The following is a 19,751-nucleotide window of genomic DNA, read 5'->3' as shown; positions in this document are numbered from 1 at the left end:
GGCGATCTCGAGGTCCGTCATCTCCAGGACGACGCCGCATGCTCTCGGGCAGGAGCGCCGCCTCACCAGCCCAGCAGGGCGAGGAGTCCCGTGGCAGCGGCCGCGACAGCTCCCGTCCACAGCACGATCGCGATGATCTGCCACAGGATGACCCATTCCTTGCGCACGCCGGATGCGACGAAGAAGACCGCGGTGAGCATCGTCGGAAGAGCGATCGGTGCCAGGATGCTGGCGCCGGGGACACCGAACCTGACCAGCCAGCGCCGCAGCTTCGCGCGCCCCTTCCCGCGCCGCGTCGTGTCATCGTCGTCGGCTGTCGCTGAGCCGGAGACCCCGCCTGCGTCGGATGCCGTGGCGGTCGCCACCGTCGACGTGACATGCGCCGAGCCACCGACCGCTGAGGGCGAGGCCGCAGCCGATCGCGCCGCGCGGCGCGCGACGACCCCGCCGCGGATCCGCGATCCGAGCAGCACGACCGCGATCACGCAGAGCACATTGCCCGTGATGGCGGCGAGCGCAGCGACGATCGGGTTGATTCCGGCGATGATGCCGAACGCGGCGGCGCCCTCGCCCTCGATGTACGGGATGGCGGCGACGAGCGCGACCATGATCGGCTGCAGGATCTCGGGGACCTGGTTGATGAAGTCCTGCAACCAGGGATAGGGGTTGTCCATCGGTCGTATCTCTCTCTGTCGGATGCCGCGGACGGTGCGTACCGCGGATGTCTGAAGGCAGTCAAGACCGTGTGCCCGGGACAGGGTCAAGCGTGAGCTCTCCGATCGCCGACCCTCTTGACCCTGTGGTCGGAACACCGTCTTGACTATGCGTCTACAGGCGCTCGTGACGACCGTGACGACAGGTCGCGGCCGCGATGCCGAGGACCCGAGGAGCACCCATGTCGGAAGAACCCCTGATCGTCGAAGACACCCTGCTCCTGCTCTTCCAACCCGATTCGGGCACCATCGCCGGCGAGAACATCCTCTTCTACGTGCTCGGCGGCGCCGTGCTGGCCGACCTCGCGCTCGCCGGTCGGGTCGAAGCCGAGGAGCACGGACTGTTCACCCGGGTGCGCGCGGTCGGCGAAGGCGACGCGCCCGACCCGCTTCTCGCATCGGCGCTGACGTCGCTGTCGAAGAAGGCTCAGGACGTGCAGGCCGTTCTCGCCGGCATCGGTCCCCAGCTGCGCGGCCCGGTGCTCGACCGTGTCGTCGCGCGCGGTGATCTGAACCGCGCGGAAGGCAAGGTCCTCGGACTCTTCCCGACGACGAAGCTCACACTCGCCGGCGAACGCCGCTCCGACCTCATCCGCAGAGTGCGAGCCGCGCTCATCGACGGCGACGATCCGGACCCCCGCACCGCGGCGAGCATCGCCCTCCTGTCGGCGAGCGGTACGCTCCCCCAGTTCCACGCCGAGATCCCCTGGGGCAGCGATGTCTACGCGCGGGCGAAGCGGCTCGAGGACGGCGACTGGGGTGCCGCAGCGGCATCGAGCGCGGTGGTGCGCACGATGAACGCCGTCATCATGAACACCGTGATCGCGGCGACGGTGCTGCCGCGTCTGTGAATCGAGGGCGCCCGGAGTCGTGCTCCCGCTCAGCCTGCGGCGATCGTCGCCAGCGCGATCACATGCGCTCGGGCGATCACATCGAGCTGGGCGGGGTTGTAGAGCGCGGCGACCGACTCCGCGACCGCCTCCCATGTCATCTGCGGGCGCCCTCGGTGATGCGCCAGAGGATCCTGCAGCCACGGATAGGTCGTCAGATCATGAGCGAGTCCGACCGCATATCTCTCCGCCATGCGGATCCGCGTCTGCTCGTCGGCATCCGGTGGCAGCGCATCGAAATCGGCGCGCACGTCGGCCGGATCGGATTCGAGCATCACCCGGATATCCCGCATGGCCTCGTCATCGTAGACCTGGGAGTAGATGAGCATCAGCGACCGTTCGGTCTCGGTGAGGCGTGCGGTGAGGTTCTCGAAGCCCCGAGGCAGATCCGTCGTCGTCGCGCCGTCGATGATGGTGCGGATCTCCACCCGAGCCTGCTGCAGCCGCTCGATCGTGACGGCGAGCTCGGCGTCGATGTCCTCCAACGCCGCGAGGGCACGATCGTCCCCGGCGGAGACACGATCGATCTGATCGAGGGGAACCCCGAGTTCGCGCAGACGACGGATGCGGAGCAGCTGCACGAGGTGACTCACCTCATAGCTCTTGTACCCGTTCGACGACCTGCTCGGCTGTTCGAGCAGGCCCACCTGGTGATAGTGCCGCACGGTGTTCACCGTGGTTCCGGCGAGGTCAGCGACCTCTCTCGTGCTCCACGCCATGAAGGGTCCCTTTCCTGCGCGGCCGTCTTCTGACTCATTCTGGCTCGCGGCGGCGCCTGGGGCGACGCCGTGCTCCGTCGAGTGCATGTCGTAGTAGAAACCCTGTGGTCGCCACACACTCAAGTCCTGCGGCGTCCGCACGTCGGGTGGTAGCACAGTCGTGCTAACATAATCGGACCGTCGACCGAGAGGACCGTCCATGATCCTTGTGGCGATCATCGCGTGCGAGGTGGGCTTCTGGGTCGCGATCGGAGCCGGCCTCATCGCCCGCTACGCCTTCGACCTCCCCCGACTCGGCAGGATGCTGCTGCTCGCGGCGCCGGCCATCGACCTGGTTCTGCTGGCGCTCGTCGCCCTCGATCTCATGGGCGGCGGAACGGCCTCGTGGCACCACGGCCTGGCCGCTCTCTACATCGGCATCTCTGTCGCGTACGGCCATCGGATGATCGCGTGGGCGGACGCGAAGTTCGCCTCGCGCTTTCGTGGGGCCGCGCCTCGACCGCGCCTGTCCGGCTCTGCATACACGATCGCCTGCTGGAAGGACGTCGCGCGCACGATGCTGGCCGCCGCGATCGCAGCGGGGCTCCTCGGGGGCCTCATCGGTCTCGTCGGCGACGAGGTTCGGACCTCCGAACTGCTCGGATTCTTCCCGATCCTCGGCATGATCGTGGCGATAGATCTGCTGTGGGCCGTCAGCTACTCGATCTGGCCCCAGCGAGCACCCGCCACTGCACGAGAATGAGGTCATGCCCCGTCTCATAGACCACGACGATCGCAACGACGAGATCGGGGCGGCGGCATTCCGCGTGCTGGTGCGGGATGGCATCACCGGGTTGTCGGTGCGCAAGGTCGCGGAGGAGGCGGAGATCGCCACGGCGTCGCTCCGACGCGCGTTCCCGACGCAGGACGCCCTTCGCCGCTTCTGCTTCGACCGCATCCGACAGTCCGTCGCGGCCCGACTGCGCGCCGTGACGGGCGACGGTCGCGAGAGAGCGATGCAGTGGATGCGGGAACTGCTCCCCCTCGACGACACACGACGCACAGAGCTCGTCGTGCAGCTGCAGCTGAGCCGGCTCGCCCTCACCGACGAGAGCCTGAGGGGAAGCGCAGCCGACCTTCACGACGGCGTCCGCCGAGTGTGCTCATCAGTACTGCGACAGCTCTCAGAGTCGGGAGTGACAGACCCGACTCTCGATCCCGATCTCGAGACGGCACGACTGCACGCCTTGCTCGACGGGCTTGCGCTCCACCTGCTGTGGAACACCTCCGACGACCCCGCCGGTCAGGCCGACCGGGTGCTGCAGCGACACATCGACACCCTCGCGGCCTGAGCCCCCGCGACGACCGAACTCCCAGACTGCGGATGCCCGCGTGCATGGCCCTGTCTGAGGTGACCTCTCCGCCCCGTCACTCGGCGCAGTGCGGCATCTCTCTCGATCACACCTACTTGATGGATCCCCGGGTGACCCCGGAGATGACCCACCGCTGCGAGAAGATGTAGACGATCAGGAGCGGCGCCATCGCCATCAGATACGAGGCGAAGGCGGTCGTGTAGTCGGTGTTGTACTGGCCCTGGAAGACGTACTGCGCCAGCGGGATCGTGCGCGCACCGGGGTCGGTGAGGACGACGAGCGGCATGATGAAGTCGTTCCACGCCCAGACGCAGGTGAGGATGCCGACGGTGGCGTTCATGGGCGTGAGCAGCGGGAACACGATCTGCCAGAACACCCGCCACGTGGATGCTCCATCGACGCGCGCCGCCTCTTCGAGCTCGATCGGGATCGAGCGGATGTAGGCGCTGTAGATGAAGACGTTCAGCGAGATGCCGAAGATCGTGTAGAGCACGATCATGCCGACCTGGTTGTCCAGACCGAGGAGCGACGTCTGCTTGACCAGGGGCAGCATGATGATCGGGAACGGGATGAACAGCGCGGCGAGGAAGTAGAAGAACACCCCCTTGAAGAACGGTCGGTGGCTGTTGCGGGCGAGCGCGTACGCCACCACCGAGCTGGTCAGCAGTGTGAAGACGACCGCTCCGACGGTGATCAGCGCCGTGTTGAGCAGCGCCTGCGGGAACGCGGTCCGCGCCCACGCGTCGGCGAAGTTCTCCCAGCGGATCGGGTTCGGCCATTCGAACCCGTTGCCGGCGGCGAGCTGCTCTGGCGTCTTCAGTGCGACGGCGACCGCGAGGTAGAGCGGGATGAGCACGGTCAGGGAGCAGACGGCGATGAGCGCGGTCGCCCACCAGTTCGTCTTGCGGGTGTCGTCGTTCTCGGAGGCGCGCCTGGCGCGCCATCCGGGGCGAGGTGCCGTCGCCTCGGCTTCGGCGAGGATCGTGGTTGCGGTGGTCATCAGATATCGGCCTCTCTGCGCTGAAGGACCCGGAACTGCAGGAGCGAGACGATCGTGATCACGATGAAGAAGATCACGGCGTTCGCGGTCTGGTAGGCGAACTCTCCGCCGGAGAATCCACCGCGGAAGACGAGCAGGGTGACCGATTCGGTCGACGTGCCCGGCCCTCCATTCGTAAGGGCGACGATCGGGTCGAAGACCTGCAGGAAGCCCTTGAGGCTCAGCACGACGTTGATCGTGAAGAACGCACTGATGAGCGGGAAGGTGATGGATCCGAACTGACGCCACGACGAGGCGCCGTCGAGGGATGCTGCCTCGTACAGCTCGCTCGGAATGGTCTGCAGCCCCGAGAGGTAGATGACGATCGAGAACGCGCAGGCCTGCCAGACCGCCAGTGCGACGATCGCCGTCCACGCCCAGTCGGGGTTGGTGAGGATGTTGTCGCGGAACAGCGGGATGCCCGACAGGATCTTCGGCAGCGAGTTCGAGAACAGGAACTGGAACACGTAGCCGATCACGAGGATCGCGAGCACGTACGGTACGAAGTAGACGCCGCGCCAGAAGTTCCGTGCGCGGATCTTGGCATTGAGCCCCATGGCGATCGAGAGCGAGATCACGTTCGTGAGGATCGTGGCGACGATGGCGAACAGGAACGAGAACCCGTAGGCCTTCAGGACCCTGTCGTCCTTGAAGAGGTTGAGGTAGTTCGAGATGCCGACGAAGTTCCAGTCGCCGTAGCCGGCGTAGTTCGTGAAGCTGAAGAAGATGCCCACGATGACGGGGATGGTGTGGAACGCGGCGAAGGCGATGACGGCGGGCCAGACCATCCAGTAATAGGCGGGCAGCGCGCGGGAGCTCGCGGTGCGGACCCGGCGCGCTCGCTTCGTGCCCTCGGGCCCCGGTGTCGTGGCGCGCACAGCGCTGGTCAGGGTGCTCATTCTTCGTCTCCCGTCACGGGGATGGTGCGGGCGGCGACTTTGCGCCACTCGCTGTCGAGGGTCGACAGCGCCGCATCCGCGTCGCCGTCGAACAGGAACTGCTGCACGATCGCGACCAGCGGGATGCTCGGCGGCACCTGATGATCGATGAAGCCGGTGATCTTCCCCTCGTCGAAGAAGGGCTTGACCGACTGCAGCGCAGGGTCGTCGCTCAGCTCGGCGCCCTCCACCGACGGGATCATGTTCTGAGAAGCGGCGAACTCCTCGATCACTCCGACGTCGAACAGGTACTCGATGAAGCGGAGCGCCTCCTCGCGATGAGGTGTGTCCTTCGCCATGGTCACGACGACGTCGACACCGGAGACCAGCAGACGATCATCAGGATCGTCCGCCGCCGGGTAGGGGAAGATCGCCGCCTTGATGTCGGGGTTGATGGCCTTGACGGGGTTCAGCGCCCAGATGCCCTGCAGCAGCATGGCGGACTCGCCGCGGGCGAAGGCCGCGTTGCCGTCGTCGTAGGTGCGGCCGCGGTATCCCTCCTGCATGTACGAGAAGAGCTCTGCCTGCTGAGCCATCACCTCGGGGAAGTCCTTCTCGAACGAGACGGCCGAATCGGCGCCGACATCCTCACCCTCCGCGCGAAGGTCGTCGAAGAAGCCGCCTTGCGAGGCGTACGCCCCCAGAGCGTTCCATGACGGCATGCCGGTCCACGAGTCCGCGAGGGTGCCGTAGAACGGGGTGATCCCCGCAGCCTCGAGGGCCTCGCACACCGCGATGAACTCGTCCCACGTCTCGGGGACCTCGAGCCCCTGCTCCTCGAAGATGTCCTGGTTGTAGATGACGCCGTTGGCGTTGTTGACGTAGCCGAGCCCGTTCACCTCGTCCTGCTTGGTGCCGAGATCTGAGAGGATCTCCTGCACCGCGGGGTTGATGGTCTCGAGAACCGGCTCATCGGAGAAGTCGTAGAACACCCCGGCTTGAGCGAGGTCCCCGAATCCGCCGTTCGCGTTCAGGGTGATGACGTCTGGCGCCTTGTCCTTGACGAGCAGCGTGCGGATGAGGGTCTCGGAGTCCGCGACCTGATTCTGCACGACGCGGATATCGGGATTCTCGGCCTCGAAGTCCGCGATGATCGCGTTGAAGTCCTCTAGTGCCTCCCCCTTGAACTGGAAGAAGCTGAGGGTGGTGACGCCGTCGTCCGGCGACGACGCGCATCCCCCCAGCGCCACGACGGCGCCGAGTGCAGCCGCCATCGCGACCGCCCTGGCTGTCTGCCGATGTCTGATTCTCATGTGTGCGCCTCCTTGCGCGGAAGAACTGCTCGGTTGTCAGTGCTGTGAAACGATCTCGACGACGGTCGCCTGCTGCGGGAACTGCACGGGCGGGCGGACGCCGATGCTCCCGAGCTCGTGGCCGGTCATCGTCACGGGCTCTTCGGCCCACGCGAGTGGCGACTGCGCAGGGTCGTGCGCGGGACGCGAGAGGATGCGGAGTGCGTACGAGCGGGCAGGGTCGAGCCCCGGGAACCGGACGCGCCCCGCCGGGTAGGCGGCGCTCGTCGCGACCTGCGTGATGGTGAACACCGCGTGCGCGGCATCCTCGGCGACGATCCCGCGCACGTCGATGCCCGGCTCGACACCGTCGACGTGGACGACGGTGCCGTCGGCGATCAGCGGACGCAGCCGCTTGGCGAGGGCGATCCAGGCGGCGACACGACCCCGGGTCTCCTCGTCGGCAGAGGTGAGGTCCCACTCGACACCGAAGTGTCCGAGCAGGGCGACAGCGGCGCTCAGCTCGAGCGAGACCGTGCGACCCGACGAATGCACGACCGGGCTCGTGAGGTGCATGCCCATCATCTCGGGTGGCACGACGAGGCCGGTGTAGCGCTGGTTCTCGAGCCGCTCGATCGGGTCGAGGCTGTCGCTGGTCCAGATGCGGTCGGTGCGGTCGAGGATGCCGAGGTCGACTCGAGCACCGCCCGATGCGCAGCTCTCGATCTCGAGATCGGGGTGGGCCGCCTTCAGCTCATCGAGCAGTCGGTAGAGCGCGAGGGTGTGTTCGCGCACCCGCGGGGATCCGCCGGGACCGCTGCCCGCATCGACGAGATCCCGGTTGTGATCCCACTTGAGGTAGGCGATCGGGTACTCGCCCAGGAGGGCGAGAAGCCGATCGGCGATGTGTCGGTACGCGTCGGGATTCGCGAGGTCCAGCACCTGCTGCTGCCGTGCGGACGGCGGCAGCGACGACCGGCCTTGAAGGATCCAGTCGGGATGCGCGCGGGCGAGGTCGCTGTCGGGGTTCACCATCTCGGGCTCCACCCAGAGCCCGAACTCCATGCCGAGCCCTGTGACCTTGCGGACGAGAGGATGCAGACCCTCGGGCCAGACCTCGGCATCCACCTCCCAGTCGCCGAGCCCTCGGGTGTCGTCGCGTCGCCCCGTGAACCACCCGTCGTCGAGCACGAACCGCTCGATCCCGACGTCCGCTGCCGTATCGGCGAGCGCAGCCAGGCGGTCGAAGTCGTGGTCGAAATAGACGGCCTCCCACGTGTTGAGAGTGATCGGACGCGCACGGCGCGGATGCTGGGGACGGTCGCGCCACTCGGAATGGAAGCGCTGCGCCAGTTGGTTGAGACCGTCGCCCCACGAGCCGATGACCCACGGCGACGACACGGACGCTCCGGGGGCGATCACGACCTCACCGGGGGCGAACAGCTCACCGCCGGCGAGGAAGGCATCGCCCGTCACGACCCGCTCGGCGAGCACGCGATGGTTTCCGCTCCACGCGACGTGGATGCCGTGCACCCGACCGGACTCGAACCCGAAGCCGGGCCGCCCCGCCGCCAGCAACACCGTCGCGTCTGCCCCCGGACGCCCCCTCCGACTCTCGCGCAGGTGTGTGCCCAGAGTGAAGACGTGCCGCTGAGCGCTGCGCTCGCGAAGATGGTGACCGGTCGTGTCGAGCAGTTCCGTGGCATCCCCCGGGGTGGGGAAGGCGAGCTGCAGCGCATCGAGGGAGTAGCCGCCGTCGCCGGTGTTGCTCACGGTCATGCGCTGATGGAGAAGCCCTGCGACGCCGACTTCGACGTCCCACCGAAGGCGGATCCCCGCTTCCGCATCCTCCAGCTCGACGGCGGCCGCGTGGTGATCGACGCGCACCTCGACGACTTCGGGCTTGATGCTGAATCCGACTCCCCCACGGTGCCCCTCGATTGTGGGCGTTCCCAGCCAGCCCGAGGCCTCGGTGGCGACCGCGCTGAGACGTGCCGTGCGGTCGAGACCGCCGGACACCCGCTGCGGACGCGCGGCGACGGCGAGGCTGCGCAGCGTCTCCGGAGTCGAGTCGGCGAGCTCCTCACCCCAGTGGACGATGACGGGCACCTCTTCGGACTCGAGGTCGATGACGACACTCGTCCCGCCGCGGTGAAGGTGGATCACGCGATCGCGGGTGGCCGGGGACTCGAGATCATCCATCACGCTCTCCTGCAGAGCCTCATTGCTGAAATGCATGGATTAGTTCTATCACGAAAATAACTACGAGCCAAGACCCGATTTCGACCCCTCGATTTCAGGGAGGAACCCCGTTTTACTGCCACAATGGAAACAACGAGGAGGTGATCATGCTCACAGAGAGCGAGAACGCGCTCGCCGAGGCGGTCTTGATCCACGGGCCGATCTCGCGCTCGGCCCTGACGAGTCGACTCGGACTCTCGGCAGCGAGCCTGACCCGACTGGCGAAGCCGTTCCTCGACACCGGGCTGCTCATCGAGCTCGACGACGTCGTCGACGGCTCCGTCGGCCGACCGACCAGGCCCCTCGACATCGCCCCTGACCGGGGCTTCTTCGTCGGTATCAAGCTGACCGGCGACACCTTGCACGCGGCTCTGACCGACGTCCGCGCCACTCTCGTCGACTCCTCCACACGCCCCCTCACCGCTTCCGACCCGTCGAGCGTGGTCACAGACATCCGCGCGGCGATCGACGACTTCGACGGCGACATCCGCGGCATCGGCGTGAGCCTCGGCGGCTCCGTCGACGACGGCGTCGTCGAGTTCGCGCCGTTCCTCGACTGGCACGACGTGCCGTTCGCGGCGATGCTCGCCGAAGCGACCGGACTGCCCGTCACCGTCGAGAACGACCTCGTCGCGCTCGCCGAGGCCGAGAGGTGGTTCGGAATGGGCCGCGGCCTGCCCGGATTCTCAGTGATCACCATCGGTGAGGGCATCGGATACGCGGTCGTCGCTCACAACGAGGTCGTGCGCACGCGCGAAGTCGGCGCGGGTCTCGGCGGACACATCCCGCTCGCAGCCAACGGGCCCCTCTGCGACCGAGGACACCGCGGGTGCGCACAGGCGATGCTCACGTCGGGATCGATCACCGCTCAGGTCTCCGGTGCCCTGCGACGCGCGGTCGACTACGAGGAGTTCCTGGCGCTCACCGCAGACGGAGACCCCGCAGCGACTGCGGTGGCGGATGCAGCAGGCGAAGCGCTCGGCCGATTCATCGCCCTCGCAGCGAACCTGACGATGCAGCCCGCCACGGTTCTCGCCGGCGATGGCATCGGTCTGTTCGCGGTCGCTGAACCCGCCATCCGACGCGCGATCGCCGCCGACCGCGACCCGCTCGCGGATCCCATCGAGCTCTATATCGACGAGCCCGGGTTCACCGCCTGGGCGCGCGGAGCCGCCGCGGTGGCGATCCAATCGGCGATCGCGACCCTCTCACTGGCACGCTGACCCGAGATCGCCGCCTCGTCACCGGATCAGCGATGATCATCGCCCGCCGAGGCCGCACTCGACCCGCTCGCGGACCGGGCACCGACCCCCACGTCCCGTTCTGCGGCACCTGACCCTCGCATTCGCCGGACTGCCGCGGAGCCGCAGCCATCCGTCGACGCCTCGGCAACGAACAGAGAGTATGCGCCGCTTCCGATCCCTCGCATCCGTCGTCGCCCTCGCCCTGGGCCTCACGGCCTGCAGCGCCGCGCCCCTACCCGACACGTCGGCATCAGCCGGGAACGGCCCGCTCGTGGCGTTCTACGGAGACTCCTACACGCTCGGCACCGGGGCGAGCGATCCGTCGCTCCGCTGGTCGACGATCATCAGCGAGGAGCGCGGGTGGCGGGAGTTCAACCCGAGCGTCAACGGCCTCGGGTTCGTGAACCATCGAGAGAACTTCGGCGAGGACGACCTGCCGGCGCTCGTCATCGAGCAGAAGCCCGACATCGTCTTCGTCACGATGGGCCTGAACGACACCTTCAGCTACGACCGTCGTGCAGACCTCATCCGCGACACGATCAGCGGCGATCTCACCCGCATCCGCGAGGCCCTGCCTTCCGCACGGATCGTCGTCGTCGAGCCGTTCTGGTACACCGAGCAGCGCCCGGCGTCCCTCGAACAGATCATCGTCTGGGTCGAGTCTGCCGCGGCCGAGATCGGCGCGGACTGGATCCCTGGCGCGAGTCGCTGGCTCGACGGGCACCACGCGGGGTCGGAAGACAGCTGGATGGCGTCCGACGGACTGCATCCGTCCAACGTCGGCTACGCGCACATGGCCGAGCAGATGGATGCTGCGCTGAAACGCCTCGATCCGGCGCTCTGAGAACGGCGCACGCTCGTCACACGTCGTCGGAGAGCAATCCGCGCACTCGCGGGATCAGCGCGAGGTAGGCGTTCATATACGAAATCCGAACTCTCGCGACGGATGGTTCGCGGCGTCGGTGAAACGAGCTCAGGCGGAAGATCCAAAGTCCCCCGCGTCACGCCTCACACCCTGCGTCACACTGCTGCATCGCTCGCGGTTTCTGCCGGGGCGATCGTGAAAGCCGTGCAACGGATGCTCGGCCACGCGTCCGCGGCCATGACACTCGATACCTACGCCGATCTCCTCGACGACGATCTCAACTCAGTGGGAGTTGCCCTCGATCAAGCCCGGTCAAGAGTGAATGTGTCCACAGATGTGTCCACGGGCTGAATTTGGCAAAGAAAAAGCCCCGCATTCCCAATGAAACGAAGGGAAGCGGGGCTTTTCATAAATGGCGGTGACGGTGGGATTTGAACCCACGGTAGGGGGTTACCCTACACAACTTTTCGAGAGTTGCACCTTCGGCCGCTCGGACACGTCACCGCGGACTAGCTTACGACAACCCGGGCCACGGCGCGAATCGGCGGGGTTTTCCCCGGCCGCGCCTCGGTCGGCCGCCATGTCCCCTGGTTAGGATGGCCTAAGGAATCAGGCACGGAGGGGACGCAATGGGCTTCATCAGGTCAGAGGCGCTGGCAGAGACCGGCTACGTCGTGCTCGACGACCACGACCAGGCATCCGACCCCGCCGAGTGGCTCGATCTCGAGTACATCGGGTGGCGCTCGTCGGGCGTCACGCGCTTCGCCCCGCTCGCGAGCTATGCCGGCGCGATCGAGTGCAACGGATTCTGGAACCACACCCCTCCTCGCACCGATAAAGACGGCGTGTGGGTCGAGTCGCAGGTCGCGATCGCCCCGACCCTGCAACGCCGCGCCCTCGAACCCGGTGCCGGAGTCGGCCGCTGCCGCGTCATCGAGCTGCAGCCCAACGAATACGCCGACGCCGTCTACAACCTGCACCAGGACGACAACAACCGCCTCAACGAAGACGGCACCGGCTGGGTCGTGCGCGGCTACTACAACCTCTCCGACGACACCGACTCGCTGCTGCTCCTGCGCTCCGACCGGTTCGACCCGGCGACCGAGATCCGCCTGCCGCTGCGCGAGGGCTCGCGCATCATCGTCGACACGCAGCGCTTCTGGCATGCGGTCTGGCACCGCGGCACGACTCCGCGCTATGCCCTGATCACGTCGTGGACGTCCGGCCCCGAGCTCGATGCCTACATCGAGGCGAACCACGGCGACCCGCACCCCGCGACGGTCGATCTCGATCCGCAGCTCGTCGACGACGCGCAGGTCGAGCTGCACCGACGCATCGAAGAGCGCCGCCGCGTCTTCGAAGCCCAGGGCATCGTGATGGAGCCCCGGGCCGACCTGAGCGTCTGACGGAGACGCTCACCGCGTTTCGTCTCGTCGCTGCGCTCCTCGGTCACCGACCGGGCCGCACCGGCCACCCCCCGAACCGCCACCCCGGGGACCGTCCACACGTACCGATCGCAGGACCGAGGCACATCTGCAGGATCAGAAGCCGGGTCTCGAGAGGGCATCCGTGCCTGCGTCCTGCACACGGACGAGGTACGGAGATCCGCACCGCGCCAGCGCGCACACCTTGGGACGCAGAGACCGACACACCGCACGAGACGACGGATGCCACGGTGCCGCGCCCGTCATGCGACGCTGTGCCCGCGGGCCGGCACCGCGGACACGGATGACCGGCGGCTACCCCGATACGGTGCGCCCCTCTTCCAACCTGACGACCCGGTCGACGGTTCCTGCCGGAGGAGCGACGTGCGAGATCAGCAGCACCGACTGCTCCCCCGCCGCCTGAAGCAGGTCGCGCAGCAGGGCATCGGATGCGTCGGGATCGACCCCCGCGGTCGGCTCGTCGAGCACGAGCACCGGGAATCCCCGCAGGAGCGCTCGAGCCAGGGCGATGCGCTGCGCCTGACCGCCCGACACGAGGCCGCCCCGGTCGCCGACCCGTGCATCCAGTCCCCCGCGCTCGCGCACCCACGACCCGAGTCCGACCCGGTCGAGCACGGCGAGCAGCTCATCATCGGTCGCATCGTCGCGGGCGAACAGCAGGTTCTGCCGGATGTCCTCGTCGAACAGCTGGGGGCTCTGCTCGCACAGCCCGATCGTGCGGCGGAGCGCCGGACCCGACAGCGCCGCAGCATCCATGCCGCCCACGGAATACTCGCCCTCGACCCGCAGGAATCCGACGAGCGCGGCAGCCAGAGAGCTCTTGCCCGCCCCACTCGGCCCCGACACGAGCACGCGCTCGCCCGGATGCAGATCGAGATCCACTCCACGCAACGCCGGCGCCCCACCAGGCCACCACGCCTGCACGCCCCGCAGCCTCAGCGCCGGGACGCCGTCGATCTCGGCATCCTCGCCGTCGTCCGACCGCAGTTCGCACGGCACCTCGGAGGGCAGCACGTCGACGATGCGCTCGGCGCTCGACCGCACGCTCCGCCAGGATGCCGCCGCGATCGGCACCGCGCCGAAGACCTCGAACACGACCATGGGCACCAGCACAGCGACAGCCAGCCAGGGCCCGTCGATCGCACCGGTCTGCAGACCCGGCGCGGTCGCCGCCAGTGCCCACACCGATGCGGCACCCGCCACCGCAGACACGACCCCGGCGGCGATCGCCTGCGCGAGCGAGGCGGTGCTCACGGCGCGACGCAGCTCGGCATCCGCCTGTCGCACGCGCTCGCGGGCCTGCGGCTCAGCTCCATAGGCGAGCAGCACGTCGAGCGAGCCGAAGTAGTCGATGAGCGCGGCGGACAGATCTCCGCGGCGACTCGACACGGCTGCCTCGGCGCGGGAGCCGAACAACCAGCCCAGACCGATCGCCGCAGCGGCCGCGATGACCAGACATGCTGCGAGGGTGAGAGCCGCGGGCACCGAGACGAACGCGAGGAATCCGACGGCGCCGAGCGCCACGAGCCCCGACACGGCGAGCGGCTGCACCACCCGCAGCGGCAGGTTCTGCAGGTTCTCGACATCGTCGACCAGGGCCGACAGCACCCGGCCGTGGTCGGTGCGCCCGAGCCCCGCAGGCGACAGCGGAGTCAGCCGCCGCACCATGTCGGCGCGGGTCGACGCGAGCTGACGCAGCGCCGCATCGTGTCCGCTCAGACGCTCGAGGTAGCGCGTCACGGCACGCGATACCGCGAAGAACCGCACGCCCACCACCGCGATCGACAGCGGCACGAGCGAGTCCACGATCGATGCGCTGACGATCAGCCAGCCGCTGACCGCGAGCAGGCTCACCGCGGCTCCAGCCGAGAGGAAGCCCCAGATCAGGCCGGGGAGGAAGCGACGAACAGGCGGCTGCGCCAGGCGAAGGATGCCGCGGATGCGACCGGAGTCGGCGCTCATGCGCTCACCCCCAGCTCCACGACGTGGTCGGAGATGTCTCTCGCCGACCGGCGGTGCGAGACGAGCAGCACCGTCGCGCCGGCATCCGCGCGCGCACGCAGCGACACCCAGAGCCGCGCTTCGGTCTCGGGATCCAGCGCGCTGGACGGCTCGTCGAGCGCCAGCACCGCGTCGAGGCGACCGGCCTGCCGATACAGCGCCCGTGCCACCGCGACCCGCTGCGCCTGGCCACCCGACAGCCCGCTGCCCTGCACGCCGAGTTCGAACGTCGGATCCAGTTCCTGCGCGCACGCATCGTCGAGTGCGCGGCGGATGCGGTCGGCATCCGGGTCCGCATCCCCCAGCGCCACATTCGCGGCGATCGTGCCTCGGCTCAGCTGAGGGCGCTGCCCGCTCCACGCCAGCCACTCCGACGGCGCGAGCTCGCGCACATCGACACCGCCGATCGCAGCCGAACCCTCGAACTCGACCGCACCGCGCAGAGCCGCGAGCAGACTCGACTTGCCCGCGCCGCTCGGTCCTTCGATCAGCGTGATGGTTCCAGGAACGGCTGTGAACGAGACCGGCGGCAGATCGCGCACGCGCAGATCCGAGACGACGAGGTCTCGCGCGTTACCCGTTCGCAATTCAGCATGAACACGGCCGAAACCAGCGCTCAGCTCTTCTTCCGGCACCGTGCCACGGTTCCGTGCTGAATTGTGAACGCCGACGACGCGAGCCTCGGCCGCGTCGAGCACCTCGAACACGTCCTCCGTCGCCGCGACCCCCTCGGACGCGGCATGGAACTGCACGCCGACCTGGCGGATCGGCAGGAAGGCCTCGGGCGCGAGCAGCAGCACGAACAGCCCGACCTCGAGCGACAGGTCGCCCGACAGCAGCCGGAATCCGACGGCCACCGCGATGAGCGCCACGGCGAGTGACGCCAGCAGCTCCATCGCGAAACCGGACAGGAACGAGAACCGCAGCACCTTCATGGTCTCGCGGCGGTACTCGTCGGCCGTGGCCTCGATCTGCGCGGCGGCCCGCCGCTCGCGACCGAACAGGCGCAGCGTCGAGAGACCCTGCACCGTGTCGGCGAACCGGGCCGCGAGTCGCTGCAGAGTCTGCCACTGCGTGCGCTGCACGGTGCGGGTCGCGATGCCGATCAGGATCAGGAAGAGCGGGATCAGCGGGAGCGTGATGATCGCGGTGAGTCCGCTCGGCCAGTCCTGCCACCACATGACCGCCACCAGCACCGGCGTCGCGATGACCGTGAGCACCAGCTGCGGGATGTATCGCGCGAAGTACGCGTCGAGTGCCTCGAGCCCATGCCCCGCCGTGACGGCGAGCCCCGCCTGATTGCGCTGCGCGAGCCAGCCGGGCCCGAGACGCCCGACTGCCGCGATCAGCGCAGCGCGCAGCTGCATGCCCGTCTTCGCCGCGGCACGGGTGCCAGCGGCATCCGAGGCGGCGATCAGCACGCCCCGCAGCGCTGCCAAGCCGAGCAGCCACAGGAGAGATGCCGTGACATCGCGCCCCGCGAGCACGCCGGTGACGGCCTGCGTCAGCATCCACGCGAACGCCACTGTGACCGCCGTCTGCACGACCCCGATCGCGCCGGACAGCAGCAGGAATCCGCGCGCGGCACTCGCATACCGCAGCAGGCGGATGTCGACCGGCTTCACGAGCGCACCTCCCGCGCCACAGACACGAGCGAAGACACTCCGATCGCAGTTCGTGCCGCGCCCCGAACAGGGATGCGGCACGAACTGCGATCGGAACAGGAGTCAGCTCTCACGCGTGCGCCGGAGCCCCCTCGATCGAGCTGCGGGTGACGCGTTTGCGGAAGATCCAGTAGGTCCACGTCTGGTACGCCAGCACGAGCGGCAGGGCGATCAGGGCGGTCCAGCTCATGATGGTCAGCGTATACGGCGTGCTCGATGCGTTCTCGATCGTGAGGCTGAAGGCCGGGTCGATGGTCGACGGCATGACGTAGGGGAACAGCGCCGCGAACAGCATCACGACAGCGGATGCCACAGTGACAGCGCCCGCCGTGAACGCCCGCCCGTCGCGTCCGCGCAGCGAGAACAGGACCGAAGCGATGAGCGCCAGCGCTGCAAGGAGCCCGCAGCCGACCACCATGAGCATCAGTGGAGACTGGCGCCCCCAGGCGATGCCGATTGTCCAGATCACGGTTCCCGCGGCGGCGAGCACCGTCGGGCCGGCGGCGAGCTTCACCAGTCGACGAGCATCCGCGTGCACCTGTCCGTCGGTCTTGAGCGAGACGAACAGCACGCCGTGCAGGAAGAACAGCAGCAGCGTCGTGACGCCGACCAGCAGCGCATACGGGTTCAACAGGGCGAAGAAGCCGCCGACGTAGATGTGGTTCTCGTCGATCGCCACCCCCTGCACGATGTTGCCGAAGGCGACGCCCCACAGCAGCGCGGGCACGGCCGAGCCGATCACGATCATCCGGTCGAAGCCGCGCTTCCAGGCCGCGCTCTCGCGCTGGTGCCGGTACTCGAACGACACGCCTCGCAGGATGAGCGCGAGCAGGATCAGCAGCAGCGGCAGGTAGAACCCGCTGAACAGCGTCGCGTACCACTCGGGGAACGACGCGAACAGGCAGGCGCCGGCGACGATGACCCAGGTCTCGTTGAGATCCCAGATCGGGCCGATCGTGTTGATCACCTGGCGACGCGAGACGTCGTTCTTGCCGAGGAACGGCAGCGACATGCCCACGCCGAAGTCGAACCCGTCGAGCACGAAGTAGCCGACGAAGAGGAAGGCGACGATCCAGAACCACATGTATTCCATGACTGATCCCTTTCTCAGTACACGACGGACGGCAGCTGGGCCGTCTCCTCGTGGGGCTGCTCTTCGGTGTCCGGGCCCTTCTGGGCTGCGCGGATGATGAGGCGGATCTCGACCACGGCGAGCGCGGCGTAGATCGCGGTGAAGGCGATCAGCGAGATGAGGACCTCGACGCCGCTCACACCCGGCGAGACGCCGTCCTGCGTGGTCATCAGGCCGAACACGATCCAGGGCTGCCTGCCCATCTCGGTGAAGACCCAGCCCATGATGTTGGCGACGAGCGCGAGCGGGAACGACCAGATCGCGAGCTTCCACATCCACGGCGCCGGCGGGTTCTTGGCGCCCTTGCGGGTGACCCAGAGGCCGACCACGGCGACGAGGGCTGCGGCCATGCCGAGGCCGATCATCCAGCGGAACGCCCAGTACGTGACCCACAGGATCGGGGCGAACTCGGTGAGGCCGGTGTCGGCGAACGTCGTGGCGTATTCGGCGTTGAGGTCGTTGATGCCGTGCACGCAGGCGTCGAAGGTGTGCGTCGACAGCAGCGACAGCAGGTACGGAACACGGATCGAGAACAGCTCGGAGCTGCCGTCGGGGGTGCCGAGCGTGAACAGGCTGAACGAGGCATCAGGCCCGCAGACCGTGTTGAACGTGGCTTCGGCCGCGGCCATCTTCATCGGCTGTGCGGCGTACATCGCGAGGCCCAGCTGGTCGCCGGTGAGCACGACGCCGGCGGTGGAGACGATCATCGCCCAGAGCCCGAACTTGAGCGAGATGCGCATGGTGTCGAAGTGCTGGCCGCGAGCCAGGTGCCAGGCCGAGACCGAGATCACGACGCCGGCGGCGAACATCAGCGCACCGAAGATCGTGTGGGGGAAGGCGGCGAGCGCGACCGGGTTCGTCAGCAGCGCCCAGAAGTCGGTGAGCTCGGCGCGGTTGGTCTCGGGGTTGAAGACGTAGCCGACCGGATTCTGCATGAACGCGTTCGCCGCGATGATGAAGTACGCCGAGAGGATGCTGCCGATCGAGACGCACCAGATCGTGGCGAGGTGCAGCTTCTGCGGGAGCTTGTCCCATCCGAAGATCCAGAGGCCGATGAACGTCGCCTCGAAGAAGAACGCGAGCAGGCCCTCGAAGGCCAGCGGGGCGCCGAAGACGTCACCGACGAAGCGGGAGTAGTCCGACCAGTTCATGCCGAACTGGAACTCCTGCACGATGCCGGTGACGACGCCCATGGCGAAGTTGATCAGGAAGATCTTGCCGAAGAACCGTGTGAGGTGCAGGTACTGCACCTTGCCGGTGCGCACCCACGCGGTCTGGAAGATGGCTGCGACGAGCGCCATGCCGATCGTCAGCGGCACGAACAGGTAGTGGTAGACGGTCGTCAGACCGAACTGCCATCGAGACAGGACCAGCGGGTCGAGCCATTCCATGAGCCACTCCTTCTTCCGTGCCCGTGTTCTTCCGTGCCCCGTGTGCCACGCTAACGACGTGCCCGCTGCCCTCGCGGGGCCGCAGACCGTGAATAAGACAGATGCTCGCCTAGGCGGCGGTCATCTCCGTCAGGCGCAGCTGCACCACGCACTCAGCAGGCACAGCGCAGTCCGCCGCGAGGGCGGGGGTGCGCACGGCCTCGGCAGCGAGCGGTCCACCGGCTTCGGTGAGCACCCCCTGCATGAGGCCGAGGTGCACGGAGCACAGCATCGGACGGTCTTCGGCGCGACCCGCGGCGTGCGGGCACGGGCTGAGATCGACGGTGAGCTGCTCGTCATCGACGACGGGCTCGAAGCCGCTCTCCTCCAAGTGTTCGATCAGCGCATCCAGCTGATAGGTCGCATCGCGACCCAGAGCGGATGCCGAAGCAGGAAGGAGTCGGCGCAGCAGATCGCCGCGGACGGCGGCCGCCTTCGCCTTGTTGCGGGCGATGGGGCTGGAGGCATCCGCTGCGCCCGTCACCGCACTGTAGAGCGTGCGCGGGCGACCGCGGGTGGTGCGGTGCTCGCTGGCCTGGATGACGTAGCCGCCCTCGATCAGACGCTGCAGGTGCTCGCGCACCGTGTTGGGGTGCAGCCCGGTCGCCTCGCAGAGCTCGCCGATCGTTCGCTCCGCGCGCGTCCGCGTGCCGTCGTTCTGCGCCGAGCCGCCCTCGAACAGCGCGTGCAGGATCCGCACTCGCGAGAAGGTCGAGATCGGCCCGCAGACGGGCCCGCCGTTGGCCATGACTCCAGTATTCCGTGGCCGCTGCGCGACATCGAGGGGTTGGGCCGTGAATAATGCCCGAACCGATAGGGATGTCTGATCCCGGCGATAGCCTGGCT

At 67.9% G+C, this 19,751-nt stretch carries 17 protein-coding genes, 1 tRNA gene and 1 pseudogene; 7 read left to right on the top strand and 12 right to left on the bottom strand.

The genetic code is table 11. The annotated features are described in order from the left end of the window. Positions 1-62: 62 nt before the first annotated feature. The gene (locus tag RU09_RS09545) at positions 63-674 is read right to left on the bottom strand and encodes a hypothetical protein (protein ID WP_042539963.1); all 612 of its coding nucleotides are present in this window, start codon (positions 672-674) and stop codon (positions 63-65) included. Positions 675-895: 221 nt separating this feature from the next. On the opposite strand from RU09_RS09545, the gene RU09_RS09540 reads away from it, so the two are divergent. Beyond that, entirely contained in the window at positions 896-1,564 is a 669-nt protein-coding gene (locus RU09_RS09540; RefSeq protein WP_042539961.1) for a GOLPH3/VPS74 family protein, read from the top strand. Between the two features lie 29 nt (positions 1,565-1,593). On the opposite strand, the gene RU09_RS09535 is transcribed toward RU09_RS09540, so the two are convergent. Continuing rightward, complete coding sequence (locus tag RU09_RS09535; protein ID WP_042540137.1) at positions 1,594-2,322, bottom strand: MerR family transcriptional regulator; 729 nt, start codon at positions 2,320-2,322, stop codon at positions 1,594-1,596. Positions 2,323-2,521: 199 nt separating this feature from the next. Here RU09_RS09535 and RU09_RS09530 point away from each other — a divergent pair, with 199 nt between their 5' ends. After that, the gene (locus tag RU09_RS09530) at positions 2,522-3,064 is read left to right on the top strand and encodes a hypothetical protein (RefSeq protein ID WP_042539959.1); all 543 of its coding nucleotides are present in this window, start codon (positions 2,522-2,524) and stop codon (positions 3,062-3,064) included. A 4-nt stretch (positions 3,065-3,068) separates the two neighbouring features. Continuing rightward, complete coding sequence (locus RU09_RS09525) at positions 3,069-3,653, top strand: TetR/AcrR family transcriptional regulator (RefSeq protein ID WP_042539957.1); 585 nt, start codon at positions 3,069-3,071, stop codon at positions 3,651-3,653. A gap of 112 nt (positions 3,654-3,765) precedes the next feature. On the opposite strand, the gene RU09_RS09520 is transcribed toward RU09_RS09525, so the two are convergent. The 4 genes from RU09_RS09520 to RU09_RS09505 are packed head-to-tail and all read right to left on the bottom strand — an operon-like array spanning position 3,766 to position 9,121. Continuing rightward, entirely contained in the window at positions 3,766-4,674 is a 909-nt protein-coding gene (locus RU09_RS09520) for a carbohydrate ABC transporter permease (protein ID WP_042539955.1), read from the bottom strand. Next, complete coding sequence (locus RU09_RS09515; RefSeq protein ID WP_082041078.1) at positions 4,674-5,612, bottom strand: carbohydrate ABC transporter permease; 939 nt, start codon at positions 5,610-5,612, stop codon at positions 4,674-4,676. The genes RU09_RS09520 and RU09_RS09515 overlap by 1 nt, the downstream gene beginning before the upstream one ends. After that, entirely contained in the window at positions 5,609-6,904 is a 1,296-nt protein-coding gene (locus tag RU09_RS09510) for an ABC transporter substrate-binding protein (RefSeq protein ID WP_042539952.1), read from the bottom strand. The genes RU09_RS09515 and RU09_RS09510 overlap by 4 nt, the downstream gene beginning before the upstream one ends. Before the next feature lie 36 nt (positions 6,905-6,940). Next, positions 6,941-9,121 carry an alpha-galactosidase gene (locus tag RU09_RS09505; protein ID WP_442922299.1) on the bottom strand — a complete coding sequence of 727 codons (2,181 nt, stop codon included), beginning with the start codon at positions 9,119-9,121 and terminating at the stop codon, positions 6,941-6,943. Positions 9,122-9,231: 110 nt separating this feature from the next. On the opposite strand from RU09_RS09505, the gene RU09_RS09500 reads away from it, so the two are divergent. From RU09_RS09500 to RU09_RS18495, 3 genes and pseudogenes are all read left to right on the top strand, one after another. Continuing rightward, positions 9,232-10,347: an ROK family protein gene (locus RU09_RS09500; protein ID WP_042539948.1), complete on the top strand. Its 1,116-nt coding sequence runs from the start codon at positions 9,232-9,234 to the stop codon at positions 10,345-10,347. A 181-nt stretch (positions 10,348-10,528) separates the two neighbouring features. Continuing rightward, entirely contained in the window at positions 10,529-11,212 is a 684-nt protein-coding gene (locus RU09_RS09495) for an SGNH/GDSL hydrolase family protein (protein WP_042539946.1), read from the top strand. A gap of 97 nt (positions 11,213-11,309) precedes the next feature. Beyond that, a pseudogene (locus RU09_RS18495) lies at positions 11,310-11,584 on the top strand (tyrosine-type recombinase/integrase); the annotation flags it as partial. Between the two features lie 62 nt (positions 11,585-11,646). Here RU09_RS18495 and RU09_RS09490 read toward each other — a convergent pair. Next, positions 11,647-11,737, bottom strand: a tRNA-Ser gene (locus tag RU09_RS09490). Between the two features lie 125 nt (positions 11,738-11,862). On the opposite strand from RU09_RS09490, the gene RU09_RS09485 reads away from it, so the two are divergent. Further along, a complete protein-coding gene (locus tag RU09_RS09485) occupies positions 11,863-12,639 on the top strand; it encodes a hypothetical protein (protein WP_042539944.1) in 777 nt (258 codons plus the stop codon). 333 nt (positions 12,640-12,972) lie between these two features. Here RU09_RS09485 and cydC read toward each other — a convergent pair whose 3' ends face one another. The 5 genes from cydC to RU09_RS09460 form a co-directional block, all read right to left on the bottom strand. Then, entirely contained in the window at positions 12,973-14,640 is a 1,668-nt protein-coding gene (gene cydC, locus RU09_RS09480; RefSeq protein ID WP_042539942.1) for a thiol reductant ABC exporter subunit CydC, read from the bottom strand. After that, positions 14,637-16,205 carry a thiol reductant ABC exporter subunit CydD gene (cydD, locus tag RU09_RS09475; protein ID WP_442922305.1) on the bottom strand — a complete coding sequence of 523 codons (1,569 nt, stop codon included), beginning with the start codon at positions 16,203-16,205 and terminating at the stop codon, positions 14,637-14,639. The genes cydC and cydD overlap by 4 nt, the downstream gene beginning before the upstream one ends. A 208-nt stretch (positions 16,206-16,413) precedes the next feature. After that, positions 16,414-17,436: a cytochrome d ubiquinol oxidase subunit II gene (gene cydB / locus RU09_RS09470; RefSeq protein ID WP_042539938.1), complete on the bottom strand. Its 1,023-nt coding sequence runs from the start codon at positions 17,434-17,436 to the stop codon at positions 16,414-16,416. A 14-nt stretch (positions 17,437-17,450) separates the two neighbouring features. Next, positions 17,451-18,866: a cytochrome ubiquinol oxidase subunit I gene (locus tag RU09_RS09465; protein WP_042539936.1), complete on the bottom strand. Its 1,416-nt coding sequence runs from the start codon at positions 18,864-18,866 to the stop codon at positions 17,451-17,453. 109 nt (positions 18,867-18,975) lie between these two features. Then, a complete protein-coding gene (locus tag RU09_RS09460) occupies positions 18,976-19,653 on the bottom strand; it encodes a helix-turn-helix transcriptional regulator (protein ID WP_042539934.1) in 678 nt (225 codons plus the stop codon). Positions 19,654-19,751: the final 98 nt, after the last annotated feature.

The sequence above is a fragment of the Microbacterium sp. MEJ108Y genome, from assembly GCF_000834175.1.
In the GTDB taxonomy this organism is placed as follows: Bacteria; Actinomycetota; Actinomycetes; order Actinomycetales; family Microbacteriaceae; genus Microbacterium; species Microbacterium forte.
Note: the sequence above shows the minus strand (reverse complement) of the source record. Positions and strands in the feature narration are given on the sequence as shown.

Coding starts and splice junctions, on each gene's coding strand:
- RU09_RS09460 (WP_042539934.1), bottom strand. CDS start 19,653: ATGGCCAACGGCGGGCCCGTCTGCGGGCCGATCTCGACCTTCTCGCGA.
- cydB (WP_042539938.1), bottom strand. CDS start 17,436: ATGGAATACATGTGGTTCTGGATCGTCGCCTTCCTCTTCGTCGGCTAC.
- RU09_RS09495 (WP_042539946.1), top strand. CDS start 10,529: ATGCGCCGCTTCCGATCCCTCGCATCCGTCGTCGCCCTCGCCCTGGGC.
- RU09_RS09505 (WP_442922299.1), bottom strand. CDS start 9,121: ATGCATTTCAGCAATGAGGCTCTGCAGGAGAGCGTGATGGATGATCTC.
- cydC (WP_042539942.1), bottom strand. CDS start 14,640: ATGAGCGCCGACTCCGGTCGCATCCGCGGCATCCTTCGCCTGGCGCAG.
- RU09_RS09545 (WP_042539963.1), bottom strand. CDS start 674: ATGGACAACCCCTATCCCTGGTTGCAGGACTTCATCAACCAGGTCCCC.
- RU09_RS09520 (WP_042539955.1), bottom strand. CDS start 4,674: ATGACCACCGCAACCACGATCCTCGCCGAAGCCGAGGCGACGGCACCT.
- RU09_RS09525 (WP_042539957.1), top strand. CDS start 3,069: ATGCCCCGTCTCATAGACCACGACGATCGCAACGACGAGATCGGGGCG.
- RU09_RS09500 (WP_042539948.1), top strand. CDS start 9,232: ATGCTCACAGAGAGCGAGAACGCGCTCGCCGAGGCGGTCTTGATCCAC.
- RU09_RS09530 (WP_042539959.1), top strand. CDS start 2,522: ATGATCCTTGTGGCGATCATCGCGTGCGAGGTGGGCTTCTGGGTCGCG.
- RU09_RS09485 (WP_042539944.1), top strand. CDS start 11,863: ATGGGCTTCATCAGGTCAGAGGCGCTGGCAGAGACCGGCTACGTCGTG.
- RU09_RS09515 (WP_082041078.1), bottom strand. CDS start 5,612: ATGAGCACCCTGACCAGCGCTGTGCGCGCCACGACACCGGGGCCCGAG.
- RU09_RS09465 (WP_042539936.1), bottom strand. CDS start 18,866: ATGGAATGGCTCGACCCGCTGGTCCTGTCTCGATGGCAGTTCGGTCTG.
- RU09_RS09535 (WP_042540137.1), bottom strand. CDS start 2,322: ATGGCGTGGAGCACGAGAGAGGTCGCTGACCTCGCCGGAACCACGGTG.
- RU09_RS09510 (WP_042539952.1), bottom strand. CDS start 6,904: ATGAGAATCAGACATCGGCAGACAGCCAGGGCGGTCGCGATGGCGGCT.
- RU09_RS09540 (WP_042539961.1), top strand. CDS start 896: ATGTCGGAAGAACCCCTGATCGTCGAAGACACCCTGCTCCTGCTCTTC.